General features: G+C 66.8%; 15 protein-coding genes. 11 read left to right on the forward strand and 4 right to left on the reverse strand.

Annotation, left to right across the window (positions count from 1 at the left end; translation table 11 throughout):
• From fumC to BM002_RS02545, 3 genes are read left to right on the forward strand one after another with little or no spacing between them, the layout of a single operon-like run.
• Positions 1–1392 (forward strand): class II fumarate hydratase, encoded by a 1392-nt coding sequence (fumC, locus tag BM002_RS02535; RefSeq protein WP_092776989.1) that lies wholly within the window; start codon positions 1–3, stop codon positions 1390–1392.
• Between the two features lie 41 nt (positions 1393–1433).
• A complete protein-coding gene (locus tag BM002_RS02540) occupies positions 1434–1607 on the forward strand; it encodes a DUF4169 family protein (protein WP_092776991.1) in 174 nt (57 codons plus the stop codon).
• Positions 1604–1834 (forward strand): ribbon-helix-helix domain-containing protein, encoded by a 231-nt coding sequence (locus BM002_RS02545; protein WP_092776993.1) that lies wholly within the window; start codon positions 1604–1606, stop codon positions 1832–1834. The genes BM002_RS02540 and BM002_RS02545 overlap by 4 nt, the downstream gene beginning before the upstream one ends.
• A gap of 274 nt (positions 1835–2108) precedes the next feature.
• On the opposite strand, the gene aroB is transcribed toward BM002_RS02545, so the two are convergent.
• Together aroB and BM002_RS02560 are read right to left on the reverse strand one after the other, a co-directional pair.
• Positions 2109–3203 carry a 3-dehydroquinate synthase gene (gene aroB, locus BM002_RS02555; protein ID WP_092776996.1) on the reverse strand — a complete coding sequence of 365 codons (1095 nt, stop codon included), beginning with the start codon at positions 3201–3203 and terminating at the stop codon, positions 2109–2111.
• Positions 3200–3745: a shikimate kinase gene (locus BM002_RS02560; protein WP_245749157.1), complete on the reverse strand. Its 546-nt coding sequence runs from the start codon at positions 3743–3745 to the stop codon at positions 3200–3202. Before BM002_RS02560 ends, aroB begins: the two co-directional genes overlap by 4 nt.
• Before the next feature lie 124 nt (positions 3746–3869).
• On the opposite strand from BM002_RS02560, the gene BM002_RS19600 reads away from it, so the two are divergent.
• From BM002_RS19600 to BM002_RS02600, 8 genes are all read left to right on the forward strand, one after another.
• Positions 3870–3998, forward strand: a complete 129-nt coding sequence (locus BM002_RS19600) for a hypothetical protein (RefSeq protein ID WP_281243787.1) — start codon at positions 3870–3872, stop codon at positions 3996–3998.
• On the forward strand, positions 3988–5505 hold the full coding sequence (locus BM002_RS02570) for a hypothetical protein (RefSeq protein WP_139212220.1): 1518 nt from the start codon (positions 3988–3990) through the stop codon (positions 5503–5505). Before BM002_RS19600 ends, BM002_RS02570 begins: the two co-directional genes overlap by 11 nt.
• The gene (locus BM002_RS02575; protein ID WP_092777002.1) at positions 5502–6425 is read left to right on the forward strand and encodes a site-specific tyrosine recombinase XerD; all 924 of its coding nucleotides are present in this window, start codon (positions 5502–5504) and stop codon (positions 6423–6425) included. Before BM002_RS02570 ends, BM002_RS02575 begins: the two co-directional genes overlap by 4 nt.
• A 69-nt stretch (positions 6426–6494) precedes the next feature.
• Positions 6495–6950, forward strand: a complete 456-nt coding sequence (locus BM002_RS02580) for a YtoQ family protein (RefSeq protein WP_092777004.1) — start codon at positions 6495–6497, stop codon at positions 6948–6950.
• 48 nt (positions 6951–6998) lie between these two features.
• On the forward strand, positions 6999–8312 hold the full coding sequence (locus tag BM002_RS02585) for an HlyC/CorC family transporter (protein ID WP_092777006.1): 1314 nt from the start codon (positions 6999–7001) through the stop codon (positions 8310–8312).
• Positions 8313–8401: 89 nt separating this feature from the next.
• Entirely contained in the window at positions 8402–8881 is a 480-nt protein-coding gene (locus tag BM002_RS02590; protein WP_092777008.1) for a DUF1579 domain-containing protein, read from the forward strand.
• Between the two features lie 116 nt (positions 8882–8997).
• Positions 8998–9711 carry a lysozyme inhibitor LprI family protein gene (locus tag BM002_RS02595; RefSeq protein WP_139212222.1) on the forward strand — a complete coding sequence of 238 codons (714 nt, stop codon included), beginning with the start codon at positions 8998–9000 and terminating at the stop codon, positions 9709–9711.
• Positions 9712–9718: 7 nt separating this feature from the next.
• Positions 9719–10231 (forward strand): hypothetical protein, encoded by a 513-nt coding sequence (locus BM002_RS02600; protein ID WP_092777012.1) that lies wholly within the window; start codon positions 9719–9721, stop codon positions 10229–10231.
• Positions 10232–10237: 6 nt separating this feature from the next.
• Here BM002_RS02600 and BM002_RS02605 read toward each other — a convergent pair whose 3' ends face one another.
• Both BM002_RS02605 and BM002_RS02610 read right to left on the reverse strand, forming a co-directional pair.
• Positions 10238–11329, reverse strand: coding sequence for a DUF2235 domain-containing protein (locus tag BM002_RS02605; RefSeq protein ID WP_425431822.1), 1092 nt, complete (start codon positions 11327–11329; stop codon positions 10238–10240).
• Entirely contained in the window at positions 11310–13607 is a 2298-nt protein-coding gene (locus BM002_RS02610; protein WP_092777016.1) for a xanthine dehydrogenase family protein molybdopterin-binding subunit, read from the reverse strand. The genes BM002_RS02605 and BM002_RS02610 overlap by 20 nt, the downstream gene beginning before the upstream one ends.
• Positions 13608–13644 lie beyond the last annotated feature (37 nt).

The following is a 13644-nucleotide window of genomic DNA, read 5'->3' on the forward strand; positions in this document are numbered from 1 at the left end:
ATGACCGCGACCCGTACCGAGACCGACAGCTTTGGCCCGCTGGATGTGCCCGCCGACAAGTATTGGGGCGCGCAGACGCAACGCTCCATCCAGAACTTCCCCATCGGGTGGGAGCGGCAGCCCGTCGCCATCGTCCGCGCGCTTGGCGTGGTCAAGAAAGCGGCGGCCATCGTCAACGAAGGGTTCGGCGATCTTGACGCCAAACTGTCGAAGGCCATTCAGGATGCCGCCGGTGAGGTGATCGACGGCAAGTTCGACGACAACTTCCCGCTGGTCGTGTGGCAGACCGGGTCGGGCACGCAGTCGAACATGAACGCCAACGAGGTGATTTCGAACCGCGCGATCGAGATGCTGGGCGGGACCATCGGGTCCAAGACGCCGGTCCACCCGAACGATCATTGCAACATGGGCCAGTCGTCCAACGACACCTTCCCGACCGCGATGCATGTCGCCATCGGCATGATGGCGCGCGACACGCTCCTGCCCGGTCTGCGTAAGCTTCACACGGCGCTGGTGGCGAAGTCGGATGAGTTCAAGGACATCATCAAGATCGGCCGCACCCACACGCAGGACGCGACACCCCTGACCCTGGGCCAGGAATTCGGCGGCTACGCCCACCAGGTCGCCAAGGGGATCGAGCGGGTCGAGGCCTGTCTGCCCGACATCTATGAATTGGCGCAGGGCGGAACGGCGGTCGGCACGGGCCTCAACACCCGCAAGGGCTTTGCCGAAAACGTGGCCGCCGAAATCGCGAAGATCACCGGCCTGCCCTTCGTCACCGCCCCCAACAAGTTCGAGGCACTGGCTGCCCATGACGCCATGGTCATGTTCTCGGGTGCCCTGAAGACCGTTGCCGCCAGTCTCTTCAAGATCGCCAATGACATGCGCCTTCTGGGCTCGGGCCCGCGGTCGGGTCTGGGCGAGTTGATCCTGCCCGAAAACGAACCCGGATCGTCGATCATGCCGGGCAAGGTGAACCCGACTCAGGCCGAGGCGCTGACCATGGTCTGCATCCACGTCATGGGCAACGACGCCGCCGTCGGCATGGCCGGGTCGCAGGGCCATTTCGAGCTGAACGTCTACAATCCGATGATGTCCTACAACGTGCTGCAATCGATGCAATTGCTTGGCGACGCGGCGAGCAGTTTCACCGACAACATGGTCGTGGGCACACAGGCCAACGTGGAGCGGATCGACAAGCTGATGAAGGAATCGCTGATGCTGGTCACCGCGCTGGCCCCGACCATCGGCTATGACAACGCCACCAAGGTCGCCAAGACCGCCCATAAAAACGGCACCACCCTGCGCGAGGAGGCCTTGGCCATGGGTCTGGTCGACGCGGAAACCTTCGATCGCGTCGTCGACCCGAAATTGATGATCGGACCGAAGTAGCCGGCCTTCACCCCGCTCGGGGTCGGCGCTAGGCTCAGGCCATGAAAACGGTCATCAATCTCAACAAGGCGCGCAAGACGCGGGACAGGGACGCGGACAAGGCGCGGGCGGATGCCAACGCCGCCCGGTTCGGCCGCACCAAGGCCGAGCGACAGGCCGAGGCGGCGCGCGCCGAAAAGGCGGCCCGTGATCTGGATGGGCACCGTAGGGAATGAACGACGCGCGGCCCCGCAAACGCTCGCTCACCCTGCACGGGCACCGCACATCGGTGTCGCTGGAAGATGCGTTCTGGGTCGAGTTTCAGGCGATGGCGGACGACGCGGGCAAGTCGGTCAATGCGCTTGCCGCTCAGATCGACCGTGACCGGGGCGTCAGCGCGGGCCTTGCCTCGGCCATAAGGGTCGCGGTTCTGAAGCACTTGCGACGGGACGCGGAAGATTAACCTTTTTGCGGCAGGCTGCGGGGCATAACACCCGTTCTGTCCGATCGCGCCGCCGCATGGCTTCAGTCCGTCTTCTCGGCCAAGGCCGCGTAGCGCGGTGGCATCGTCCGGCGCTCTGTCCGCGACGTGGAGGCCTTGATCCACCGCGATTTTTTTCTGGCCGAGGTTAGACGGCGCGGATTTACCGCGGCCAAAAATGGTGGCCAGTTCGTGATCTTCTGTAACCGCGAACTGCTCCGCCGCGTGGTGTGAAGGACTTTCCGCGAAGGCTCTTCTAGGCCGAGTCGCGCAGGACGCCCAGAACCGCTTCGGCGGGCACAGCCGCCGTCACGAAGGCCTGCCCGATGCCGCGCGCCAGAATGAATCGGAGCTTGCCGTCGACGACCTTCTTGTCCTGGCCCATGAGGTCGAGCAGCACCTCGGCCGAAGGCAGGTCACCGGGAATGTCGCGCAGGTCGCGGCGCATCCCCATGTCGGCCAAATGGGCGCGCACCCGGCTCGGGTCTTCCTGCGAACACAGGCCCATGCGGGCCGACAACTCAAAGGCCAACGCACAACCTATGGCGACACCTTCGCCGTGCAGCAGCCGGTCGGAATAGCCCGTCGCCGCCTCGAGCGCATGACAGAACGTGTGCCCCAGGTTCAGAAGCGCGCGGTCGCCCTGCTCCGTCTCGTCGCGCACGACGATGTCGGCCTTCATCTGGACGGCATGGCGCACCGCCTCGACCCGTAGCGCGGGGTCCGAGGCAAGCTTCGGCCCGTTCACCTCCAGCCAGTCGAAATAGGCCGCGTCCCCCAACATCCCGTATTTCGCCACCTCGCCATAACCGGCCAGGAAATCGCGCGTGTCCAGCGTGTCCAGAACATCCACATCGGCCAGGACCAGCACCGGCTGATGAAACGCGCCCACCAGGTTCTTGCCATGGCGCGTATTGATCGCCGTCTTGCCGCCGACCGAGGAGTCCACCTGCGCCAGCAAGGTCGTCGGCACCTGAACGTAGCGCACGCCGCGCCGCAGGATCGCGGCGGCAAAGCCCACCAGATCCCCGATCACGCCGCCGCCCAGGGCCACCACCACATCGCCCCGTTCGCAGCGTTGATCGAGCAGCCATTCGACCACTTCGGTCAGGCCCGCCCATCCCTTCGTCGCCTCGCCCGGCGTCAGCCTCAGGGCCGGGGCGTCGATGTCGCCAAGCCCCGCGCGAAAGCCCGCGAGATGCAGATCGGCCACCCGCGTCTCGGTCACCACGAAGACGCGGGGACGGCGGAGCAGCGGCGCGATGCGCGCCCCGGCCTCGGCAAACAATCCCCGCCCCACGAGGACATCATAGGCCCGGTCCCCCAGGGGGACATGCACTGTCTCGTTCATTGCAGGACCCCTGCCCCCTCCAGCACCGCGATCACGCGGTCCACCATATCCGAGATCGAATAGGCAGGGTCGCAATCGGCCACAAGGTCGGCCAGCGCATAGGACGGCAACCGCGCCTCCAGAAGCTCGATCAGGGTGCCGCGCGGGTTGTCGGTCAGCAGCAGGGGCCGCGTCGTCTTGTGCCGGACCCGCTGCCACAGAAGGTCGGCATCGGCGCGCAGCCAGACCGAGACGCCATGGGCGGCGATGATTTCGCGGTTCTCGGGACGCAGGAAGGCGCCGCCGCCGGTCGACAGAATCCCCGGCCCCTCTTCCAGAAGACGGGTGATGACCTCGGTTTCGCGGGCGCGAAAGAACGCCTCGCCGTCGCGTTCGAAGATCTCGGCGATCGACATGCGCGAGGCGGCCACCAGAGCCTCGTCGCTGTCGCGGAACGGCACGCCCAGACGGTCGGCCAGCGCGGTCCCGATGGCGGTCTTGCCCGACCCCATCATCCCGACCATGACGACAGGGCGCGTCAGGTGACGACGCGCGGCTGGCATCTTGTCGCTTACCGTTGACGTCCCGCGCCCCATGGCTGTCACCTCCTGCATGGACAACTATATCTCTGGCCGCCACTATGGATGCAATGAGAACGGGGCGCGAAATGACAAAAGACGGCCGAGCATGCTGCGGTTCCTGAAATACCTGCTGATCCTGCTGGTCCTCGGAACCCTTGGACTTTGGGGCTATTCCTATCTTCTGGAGCCGGAGACCGCGCCCCGCACGCATACGATTGAAATCGATGCGGGTTAATGTCGCGGCCCTTTGCGTGGGGATGTTGCTGGCCCATCAGGCGGTGGCGCAGGCCGCCCCGGACTCCGCCATTCCCTGGCTGTCGGATTCGCTTGCGGCCCCCACGCCTGTCACCCCAGCCCGGCCAGAGGAACCCGCCGCCACACCCCTGACGCAGCGCGAGATCAGCGTGATGCCCATCGGGCAGACGCGGCGCGATGCGGTCGGGTTGTTGCCGACGGGCCTGACCGGGCTGCCGCGCGATACCTTCGCCGCCTCCGACCCGGACCGGCTGGCGCAGCTGATTTCTCAGCTTCCGGGCGATGCCATGCCCGCGATGCAGGATCTGGCCCTGATGCTGCTTCTGGCGGAACTGGACGCGCCGCGGGTCTCAAGCGACCCCGACATGCTGTTCTTTGCCCGCGTCGATGGCCTGCTGCGCTTCGGCGCGCTCGACCAGGCGCAGGCGTTGATGGAGCGGGCGGGCGCGACCGACCCCAAGGCGTTCCGACGCTGGTGGGACACCTCGCTTCTGACCGGGTTCGACACGCGGGCCTGTGACGCGATGACGGCCAATCCGGGTGTCGCCCCGACCCTGCCCGCGCGCATCTTCTGCCTGACGCGCACCGGCGACTGGGCGGCGGCGATGCTGACCCTCGACACCGGGCGCGCCATCGGCGCCATCACCGAGGAGGAGGACCTGTTGCTGGCCCATTTCCTCGACCCCGAGCTCTTCGAGGGCGAGCCGCCCCCCATCCCGCCGCGCCCGATGACGCCGCTGGCCTTCCGCCTTCTCGACGGGATCGGAGAGACGCCGTCCACCCTGGATCTGCCGCTGGCCTTTGCCGCAGCCGATCTGCGGCCGACCTCCGGTTGGAAGGCCCAGATCGAGGCGGCGGAACGTCTGGTGCGGGTTCAAGCGCTGGACCCCAACCGCCTGCTGGCGCTTTACACCGAAGGACGGCCATCGGCCTCGGGCGGGGTCTGGGACCGGGCGGCGGCGATCCAGCGGCTGGACACGGCGCTGTTGTCGGGCGACCCCGCGCAGGTCAACGACAGCCTGCCGCAGGCGGTGGTGAGCATGCGCGACGCGGGCCTGTTGGTGCCATTCGCCAAGCTTTACGGCGAACGCCTGGCCCAGATCCCGCTGGAGGGGGCGACGGCGGAGCTTGCCTTGCGCGTCGGCCTTCTGTCCTCGGCCTACGAGGCGGTGGCCCGCACCGCCGCCCCCGTCACGCCCCGCGATGCCTTTGCCACGGCCATCGCCCTGGGGGACGCGCCCGGCACCCTGCCGCCAGGCCCGCTGGCCAGGGCCATTGCCGACGGAATGACCGGAGAGCCGCCGGAACATCTGACCTCCCTCGCCAATTCGGGCCGTCTGGGCGAGGCCCTCTTCGAGGCGGCAATCCTGCTGGCTGACGGGGCAGAGACGGACCCGCAGGACATCGCCGACGCACTCGCCTTCTTCCGCTCGGTCGGGATGCAGGACGTGGCGCGGCGCACCGCGCTGCAACTGCTCCTGATATGAATTGGGTCGATCTCTTCCTCGAGGCGCAGGCAGCGGAACGGGGGGCCGCGCTCAATTCGTTGATGGCCTATCGCCGCGACCTGGAGGATTTCAGCGCCCATCTCGCCGCGCGCGGGCTGTCGCCCGACCGGGCGTCGCGGGCGGACATCGAAGGCTACCTCATCGCCTGCGAAGCCGAGGGGCTTGCCGCCTCGACCCGCGCGCGGCGGTTGTCGGCAATCCGGGGCCTCTACCGCTTTGCCCACGAGGACGGGCTGCGGACCGATGACCCCGCCATCCGCATCACGGGGCCGGCCAAGCCCAAGAGCCTGCCCAAGACATTGTCGCAGGAACAGGTCGACGCGCTTTTGACGGCGGCCGAAGACATGGGAAAGACCGCCGAGGAGCGTCTGCGCGACACGGCGCTGATGCAGCTGCTCTATGCGACGGGCATGCGGGTGAGCGAGTTGGTCGCCCTGCCCGTGGCCGCCGCGCGGGGCGATCCGCGCATGTTGCTGGTGCGCGGCAAGGGCGGCAAGGAGCGGATGGTGCCGCTGTCCCCACCCGCCCGCGATGCCATGGCCCATTGGCTGGCGCACCGGGACGCGGGCGAACGGAAGGGGCGGGTCGAGCGTGGGACGCCGCCGTCGGCCTTCCTGTTCCCGTCGCGCGGCAAGGCGGGCCACCTGACCCGCGTCTGGTTTCACGGCCGCATCAAAACACTGGCCGCCTTCGCGGGCATCGACCCGGCCGGCGTCAGCCCCCATGTGCTGCGCCATGCCTTCGCCACCCATCTTCTGTCCGGGGGCGCGGACCTGCGGGCCATCCAGGCGATGCTTGGTCATGCCGATATCTCAACCACGGAGATCTATACCCATGTCCTGGAAAGCCGCTTGCAGGAGCTGGTGCTGACGAAGCATCCGCTTGCCGGGGGCGCCTAGCGGCTGCGCGCGGGGGGCCGGCCCCCCGCGACCCCCCGGAGTATTTATGAAGCAGAGAAGGAAACGCCCATGACCCTGTCCGTCTATCTTTCCGGCGAAATCCACACCGATTGGCGCGACGAGATCCTGGCCGGGTGCAAGGCGGCGGGTCTTGATGTGGTGTTCAGCGGGCCGGTCACGGATCACGCCGCGTCCGACGATTGCGGCGTCGCGATCATGGGGGCGGAGCCGGACAAGTTCTGGCACGATGCCAAGGGCGCGCGCCTGAACGCCATCCGCACCCGCCACGGGATCGAGACGGCGGACATCGTCGTCGTGCGCTTCGGCGAGAAATACAGGCAATGGAACGCGGCGTTCGATGCGGGTCAGGCGGCGGCCCTGGGCAAGTCTCTGATCGTGATGCACGGGGCCGATCACCAGCACGCGCTCAAGGAAGTGGATGCCGCCGCGCTGGCCGTGGTCGAAACATCGGCGCAGGTGGTGCAGATCCTCGACTATGTGCTGAATGGGCGGCTGTCGGGATGACGCACGCCCTCCCTTGTCGCAGGACGGACCTGGCCCCATAAGCGCGTCATGGAACAGACACTCGACACGATCAATTGGGGCGCGACATGGGGCACGGCGGGGGCGATCGTGTTCCTTCTGGTGCTGTCGGCCTTCTTTTCCGGCTCGGAAACCGCGCTGACGGCCGCCAGCCGGGCCAAGTTGCGCAGCAAGGCCGACAAGGGCGACAAGGGTGCCACCCGCGCCCTGGCGGTGACCGAAGACAACGAGCGTCTGATCGGTAGCGTCCTTCTGGGCAACAACATCGTCAACATCCTTGCCGCATCGCTGGCCACGGCCCTGTTCACCACGCTCTTCGGCGAGGGTGGCGTGGCCATCGCCACTCTGGTGATGACGGCGCTGGTCCTGGTCTTTGCCGAAGTGCTGCCCAAGACCTATGCCATCACAAACCCCGAAAGTGCGGCGTCGCGCGTGGCCCCGGCCATCGCCGTCGTGATCCGGGTGTTCAGCCCCGTCGTCTATGGCGTGCGCGCCCTGGTACGTGGGGTGCTGCGCTTGTTCGGCGTGGACACCGACCCCGACAGCAACATCATGTCCGCGCACGAGGAAATCGTCGGCGCCATCACCCTGGGCCATACCGAGGGCGGGGTGGAGAAAGAGGACCGCGACCGCCTTCTGGGCGCGCTGGACCTGTCTGATCGCTTCGTCGAGGAGATCATGCTCCACCGCTCCAATATCGAGCTTCTGGACGTGAACGCACCCCCGGCGGCCATCCTGGACCAATGCCTGGCCAGCCGTCACACCCGCCTGCCGCTCTATCGCGACGAGCCCGAAAACATCATCGGCGTGCTGCATTCCAAGGACCTGCTGCGCGCCATCGACACGCTGGTGCGCGGCGACGGCGGCGGGATCGAGGCGGTGGACAAGCTGGATGTGACCGAAGTCATGATGGAGCCCTATTTCATCCCCGAGACCACGACGCTTGACGAACAGATGCGCCAGTTCCTGACCCGAAACACCCATTTCGCGCTGGTGGTGGATGAATACGGCGCGTTGCAGGGCCTGATCACGCTGGAAGACATCCTGGAAGAGATCGTGGGCGAGATCACCGACGAATTCGACCACCCGGAGGAGGACACCCTGCGCCCCGAGGCGGATGGGACCTATGTCATCGACGGCGCCATGACGATCCGCGACCTGAACCGCGCGACCGACTGGCGCCTGCCCGACGACGAGGCGAACACCGTCGCGGGCCTCGTCATCCACGAGGCGCAGACGATCCCGACCGTGGGCCAGGTGTTCAGCTTCCACGGCTTCCGCTTCGAGGTGACCGAGCGCGCGGCCAACCGCATCACCAAACTGCGCATCCGTTCGCTGGCCTGAGCGGGCGGGCGCCGGGGTCGGGCCAATTTTCTTTGCTTTTGACGAGACCGGAACATAAAGTGAACGAATAGCCATCGAGGATTGGTCAGATGCCAGAGTCCACCCGTATATCCAATGATTTCGATTTCGAGTTCGGCACCTGGCGCGTTCACCATCGGCGCCTGAAGGAGCGTCTTGTCGGCTGCGCCGATTGGGAAGACTTCGACGGCACCTCCGAGACGCGGCCCGTGTTGGGCGGCAATGGGAATGTCGAGGACAATCTGCTGGAATTCCCCGCCGGGTCCTATCGCGCGATTGCGCTGCGGTCCTTCGATGCGGCCAAGGGGACCTGGGCCATCTGGTGGCTGGCGGCGACCGACCCGCATCGGCTGGACGTGCCGGTGATCGGCCGGTTCCGGGACGGGGTCGGCACCTTCCTGGCCGAGGATACCCTGGGCGACACGCCGGTCCTCGTCCGGTTTCTCTGGCTGAACACCGACACCGCCACGCCCCGGTGGGAGCAGGCGATGTCGACCGACGGCGGCGCTTTCTGGGAGACGAACTGGACGATGGATTTCACCCGCGCCTGACCCCAAGGCCCCGCGACGGGGGGGTGGGGTAGGGAATACCTGACTTCGCCCAAGGCCCCCGCCGTGTTACCTTGCGTCAACCGGTCCCGACCCGGGGCTTGACCAAGGGGGACGTCATGCTGCGAGCACTGATATTCTGGGCCATGACCCTGGGCCTGCCGCAGGCGGCCTTTGCCCAATCCCCGAGCTTCGATTGCAGAGCAGCGGGGACGCCGACCGAGTTTGCGATCTGCAGGGACGGGCGGCTGGCGCAGCTGGATGTCGCGATGGTCGATGCCTACAAGGCCGCGCAGACCGATGCCGCCACAGTCGAGCGGCTGGCCCGCGACCAATCCATCTGGCGACGTTGGCGCGACACCTGTCTGGATGATCGGGCCTGCCTGACCCGCCGCTACACCGCGCGGATCGCCGATTTGCAGCCCTTTCTGATCCTTCCCGAGGGGTTCGAGTTCACCGTCCTCGACGCCCCGACCGCAGATCCGCCGACGGGCGACATCGTGACCCGGCTAAACGGCGACCGCTACGAGCGGGTCTATCCCGACGGCACGATCCGCTGGGCGGTCGTCGGCGGCATCGACAGCGGCGTGATCTTTCCCGATGGCAGCCAGTCACTCTTTTCTCCGATACAGGTCGGGGGCACCGACCTGCCCACCCTGCCCGGCACTGCCACCCCCTGGGTCACCGAGATGGAGACCCGGCTTCTCTCCATCGTCGACACCCACCTGCCGCCCGAGGATCATGCGCCCTACCGCGCGCTTCAGGCGGGCTTCCCCCTGGACGAACGGGTGATGCGCCACATCGAAGCCATCCGCTTCCTCAGCTTCCGATAGGACCACGATGCACCTGATTCTGCGCTGCCTTGCCGCCGTCCTGATCCTGTCGCTGCCCGCCCTCGCACAAGACGAGGGGTCGCTTCTCGACCAGCTTACCGCCGCACAACAATCGACGGCGACGCCCACGGCGCCGGACGTCCTGTTTCCCGATATGCCGCAGGGCTATGCCCCAAGCACCGAGACGCTGGAGGCTATCGATACCTCCCTGCGCGGCTACTACGACTATCGGATCGTGCAGTACGAACACCGGCTGGCCGTTTTCAAATGGCAATACCTGTCATCGCAGGTCATCTTCTATGTCGTGATCGCCATCGTCCTGATCGGGCTCTACTTTTCGTGGATGCAGTTCCACCGCGACCAGATCGGCGACGCACCGCCAGCCGTGACCGAGATCAGCGCCAAAAAGGACGGCTTCTCGGTTTCGTCACCGGTTCTGGGGGTCATCATCCTGGTGCTGTCGCTCGGGTTCTTCTACCTTTACCTCGTCCACGTCTATCCCATCTCCGAGACGTTCTGACATCGATCAGCCGCGCGACGCGGCGGACAAGTCGGACGGGGTTTCTTCCGTCTCACCGACCCATTCGCGCAACTTCGCGCCGGCCCGGTGACGTGCCGCCGTGGGGTGCAGGCTTTCGCTCGGATCGACCCCGACCTTGCGCCGCCGACGTGACAGGAAGAAGGGCGCAAAGCCGCGCCATTTCCCCACCGACGGCGCATCGGGGTCGCAGGGGAAGCGGTCGCGCCAGCCTTCGGGCAATTGCAGGCCAAGCGGCTCCAGCCGCGACAACAGCCAGACCAGTGGAATGTTCGACAGGGGCCGGGCCGCGTTGTACCCCCGAAGCTGGCCGCCGATATCCCCGTGGGTTCCGCGAAACCAGACCTGCTCGACCGTCTGCGTCCGGGTGCCATGGGTGCGCCACCGCTCTATGCCGTAGGCATTGCGCGTCTCGTCCAGGGCCATGGCGTGAAACCCGTGTTCGACCACCTGCCCCAACCGGTGCGACCGGAAGGCATGGACATGGGGAAACAGCCGCCAGAGCAGCGGCCAGCGGATGCCCACGGCCTGCACCGTGTCGAGCGCGCCGACCGCCGTGATCGACACCCTCGTGTGACAGAACTGCGCCGAAAAACTGCGCGAGGCGGGGTGCGTCGGGTCTTCGCGGTAATGGGTATAGGCGTGCAACACCTCTGCCTCGCCCGAATGCTCGGGCCTCAGCAGGCCGACCCGGTCGATCATCCCCGCCAGCGCCCGCGCGGCATAGGCGCCGCGCGAAAAGCCGATCAGAAAGATCTTGTCGCCGGGCCGATAGCGGTTGGCCAGAAACATGTAGGCGCGGCGAATCTGGTGATTGATCCCGACGCCGGCCATCACCTCGTTCACGTTGCGCCAGCCGCGCCACTCGATCCCCGGCTCGTAGTAAAGGCAGCATCGCGTTTCCCGGTCGAGCATCCGGTAGATCAGCCCGATCGACGTTTCATAGCCCGGTTGCAGCGTCGACAGGGTGCCGTCCAGAAGGACCACATGGGTCTGATGGGGCGCGACAATGGCACGCTCCATCCCGGCCGTGCGACGCGACCACAGGTGTCGGATCAGGCTACTCAGCGGCAATCGCACCCTCCGCCTGTTGCAACATCGCCCAGACCCGCGAGGGGGTGAACGGCATGTCCACGCGGCGCAGGCCAAGCGGCCAGAGCGCGTCCAGCGCGGCATTGGCCACGGCGGCCATGGCCCCCACGGTCCCCGCTTCGCCACAGCCCTTCATGCCAAGGACATTGGCGGTCGAGGGCACGGATTCGGTGTAGAAGGCGATCATGGGCAAGGATTGCGCGCGCGGCATGCCGTAGTCCATGAACGATGCCGTCAACAACTGCCCCGTCTCATCGTAAACCACGTGTTCGCTGACCGCCTGGCCGATGCCCTGGGCCACGCCGCCGTGGACCTGGCCCTCGGCCAGCATCGGGTTCATCAGCGTCCCGAAATCGTCGACCACGGTATAGCGGACCACCGACAGGTTGCCGGTGTCGCGCTCGATCTCGATCTCGCACAGATGCGCGCCATTGGGGAAACTGCGCCCGGGCAGCGTCGTCGTCTCGCGCGTCTTGAGCAGGTCCTGCTCGCCCGCCTCGCGCGCGGCCTCCGCCGCTTCCAGCAGCGTCATCACCTTGTTGGAGCCGGGGGCGCGGAAGGCCCCGTCGTCGAAGTCCACCGCCTCCACGTCCAGAAGGCCCGCAACGAAGGGCGCGAACTTTCCGACCACCTTGGCCGCCGTGGCCCGGTTCGCCGTGCCCTGCGTCGTCACCGAACGCGATCCGCCGGTGCCCCCGCCCGTGGCGATGCGGTCACTGTCGCCCTGCACCACGTCGATCACATCGGGGTCGAGACCCAGATCGGTATTCAGGAACTGGCGATAGACGGTGTCATGCCCCTGCCCGTTCGACTGCGTCCCGACATAGAGCGTCACGCGGCCCGTCGCTTCGAACACGATCTCGGCGCTCTCGGACGGGTTCCCCAGGATCGACTCGATGTAATAGCACAGGCCCAGACCGCGCAACTTGCCCTCGGCCTCGCTTTCGGCGCGCCGCGCGGCAAAGCCCGCCACATCGCCCTCGGCCATGGCACGGCGCAGAACGCGGGGAAAATCGCCCACGTCATAGGTCTCTTCCATGGGCGTCGCATAGGGGAAGGCGTCGGTCGGGATGAAGTTCTTCATCCGCAATTCGAACGGATCGACCCCCAATTCGCGCGCCGCAAAGTCCATGGCCCGCTCCAGCACATAGATCGCCTCGGGTCGCCCGGCCCCGCGATAGGCGTCGACCTGTGTGGTGTTGGTGAAAATCCCGACCGACGTCATGTAGCAGGCCTGCACGTCATAGACGCCGGGCATCACGCGGCTGAACAGATCCGACTGGATGTTCTGCGCATAGCCCGAGCAATAGGCCCCCATGTTCGCCACGTTGTCCATGCGATAGGCGACCAGCTTGTGATCCGCGTCGAACCCCAGTTTCGCGGTGCAGATCAGGTCGCGCCCGGCATTGTCCGACAGCATCGACTCGCCCCGCTCCGCCATCCAGCGCACCGGATGGTCCAGCACCCGCGCGGCATGGGCCACCAGGAACATCTCGGGATAGGTCATCGCCTTCATTCCGAACCCGCCGCCCACGTCCGGGTTCGTCACCCGCACATCCGCCTTGCCCAGCCCGAGCGTCTTGGCAAGCTGATCGCGCGGCCCCCAGACGCCCTGTCCGTTCACGCAGACATGCAGCCGCCCGTCCTCCATCGCGGCCCAGGTCCCGCGCGGCTCCAGCGAGGCACAGATGATGCGGTTGTCATCCACCGTCAGCTCGACCACATGGGCCGCCCCGGCCAGCGCCGCTTCGGTCGCCGCCTCGTCGCCCCGGCCGTAGTCATAGACCAGGTTGTCGGGCACATCGTCGTGCACCAGGGGCCCGCCCGTCGCCACGTCCATCTTGACCGGCAGATCCTCGAACTCGACCTGAATCGCTTCGGCGGCGTCGCGCGCCGCGGCGGCCGTGTCGGCCACGACCATGGCGATCGCCTCGCCCACGAAACGCACGCGGCCCTTGGCCAGAAGCGGGCGCAGCGGTGTGGCCCCCATGCTGCCGTCGCGGTTCTTGACCGGCGTCGTGCTCATGGCGTTCGACACGCCCGCCGCCTCCACCGCCTCGGCCGTCAGGATCAGGCGAACCCCCGGCATCCCCTCCGCCTCGGCCACGTCCAGCGCGGTGATGTCGGCGTGGGCCACAGGCGACCGAAGGACATAGGCATGAAGCGCCCCCTCGGGCGCGGTATCATCCACATAGGCCCCGCCCCCGGTCAGAAGACGCGGGTCTTCGTGGCGCGGGGTGGACTGGTTCAGGCCGAACTTCTGCATGGGACACCTCGGATAGGAAAAGACGGGTTCGCGGCGG

Origin of the sequence: Jannaschia pohangensis (genome assembly GCF_900113875.1) — a bacterium.
GTDB lineage: Bacteria > Pseudomonadota > Alphaproteobacteria > Rhodobacterales > Rhodobacteraceae > Jannaschia > Jannaschia pohangensis.

What these genes read in the sequence shown, in the direction of transcription:
- BM002_RS02580 (WP_092777004.1), top strand. Translation starts at nt 6,495, where the DNA reads ATGACCCTGTCCGTCTATCTTTCCGGCGAAATCCACACCGATTGGCGC.
- BM002_RS02545 (WP_092776993.1), top strand. Translation starts at nt 1,604, where the DNA reads ATGAACGACGCGCGGCCCCGCAAACGCTCGCTCACCCTGCACGGGCAC.
- fumC (WP_092776989.1), top strand. Translation starts at nt 1, where the DNA reads ATGACCGCGACCCGTACCGAGACCGACAGCTTTGGCCCGCTGGATGTG.
- BM002_RS02610 (WP_092777016.1), bottom strand. Translation starts at nt 13,607, where the DNA reads ATGCAGAAGTTCGGCCTGAACCAGTCCACCCCGCGCCACGAAGACCCG.
- BM002_RS19600 (WP_281243787.1), top strand. Translation starts at nt 3,870, where the DNA reads ATGCTGCGGTTCCTGAAATACCTGCTGATCCTGCTGGTCCTCGGAACC.
- BM002_RS02600 (WP_092777012.1), top strand. Translation starts at nt 9,719, where the DNA reads ATGCACCTGATTCTGCGCTGCCTTGCCGCCGTCCTGATCCTGTCGCTG.
- BM002_RS02595 (WP_139212222.1), top strand. Translation starts at nt 8,998, where the DNA reads ATGCTGCGAGCACTGATATTCTGGGCCATGACCCTGGGCCTGCCGCAG.
- BM002_RS02575 (WP_092777002.1), top strand. Translation starts at nt 5,502, where the DNA reads ATGAATTGGGTCGATCTCTTCCTCGAGGCGCAGGCAGCGGAACGGGGG.
- BM002_RS02560 (WP_245749157.1), bottom strand. Translation starts at nt 3,745, where the DNA reads ATGCCAGCCGCGCGTCGTCACCTGACGCGCCCTGTCGTCATGGTCGGG.
- aroB (WP_092776996.1), bottom strand. Translation starts at nt 3,203, where the DNA reads ATGAACGAGACAGTGCATGTCCCCCTGGGGGACCGGGCCTATGATGTC.
- BM002_RS02540 (WP_092776991.1), top strand. Translation starts at nt 1,434, where the DNA reads ATGAAAACGGTCATCAATCTCAACAAGGCGCGCAAGACGCGGGACAGG.
- BM002_RS02570 (WP_139212220.1), top strand. Translation starts at nt 3,988, where the DNA reads ATGCGGGTTAATGTCGCGGCCCTTTGCGTGGGGATGTTGCTGGCCCAT.
- BM002_RS02590 (WP_092777008.1), top strand. Translation starts at nt 8,402, where the DNA reads ATGCCAGAGTCCACCCGTATATCCAATGATTTCGATTTCGAGTTCGGC.
- BM002_RS02585 (WP_092777006.1), top strand. Translation starts at nt 6,999, where the DNA reads ATGGAACAGACACTCGACACGATCAATTGGGGCGCGACATGGGGCACG.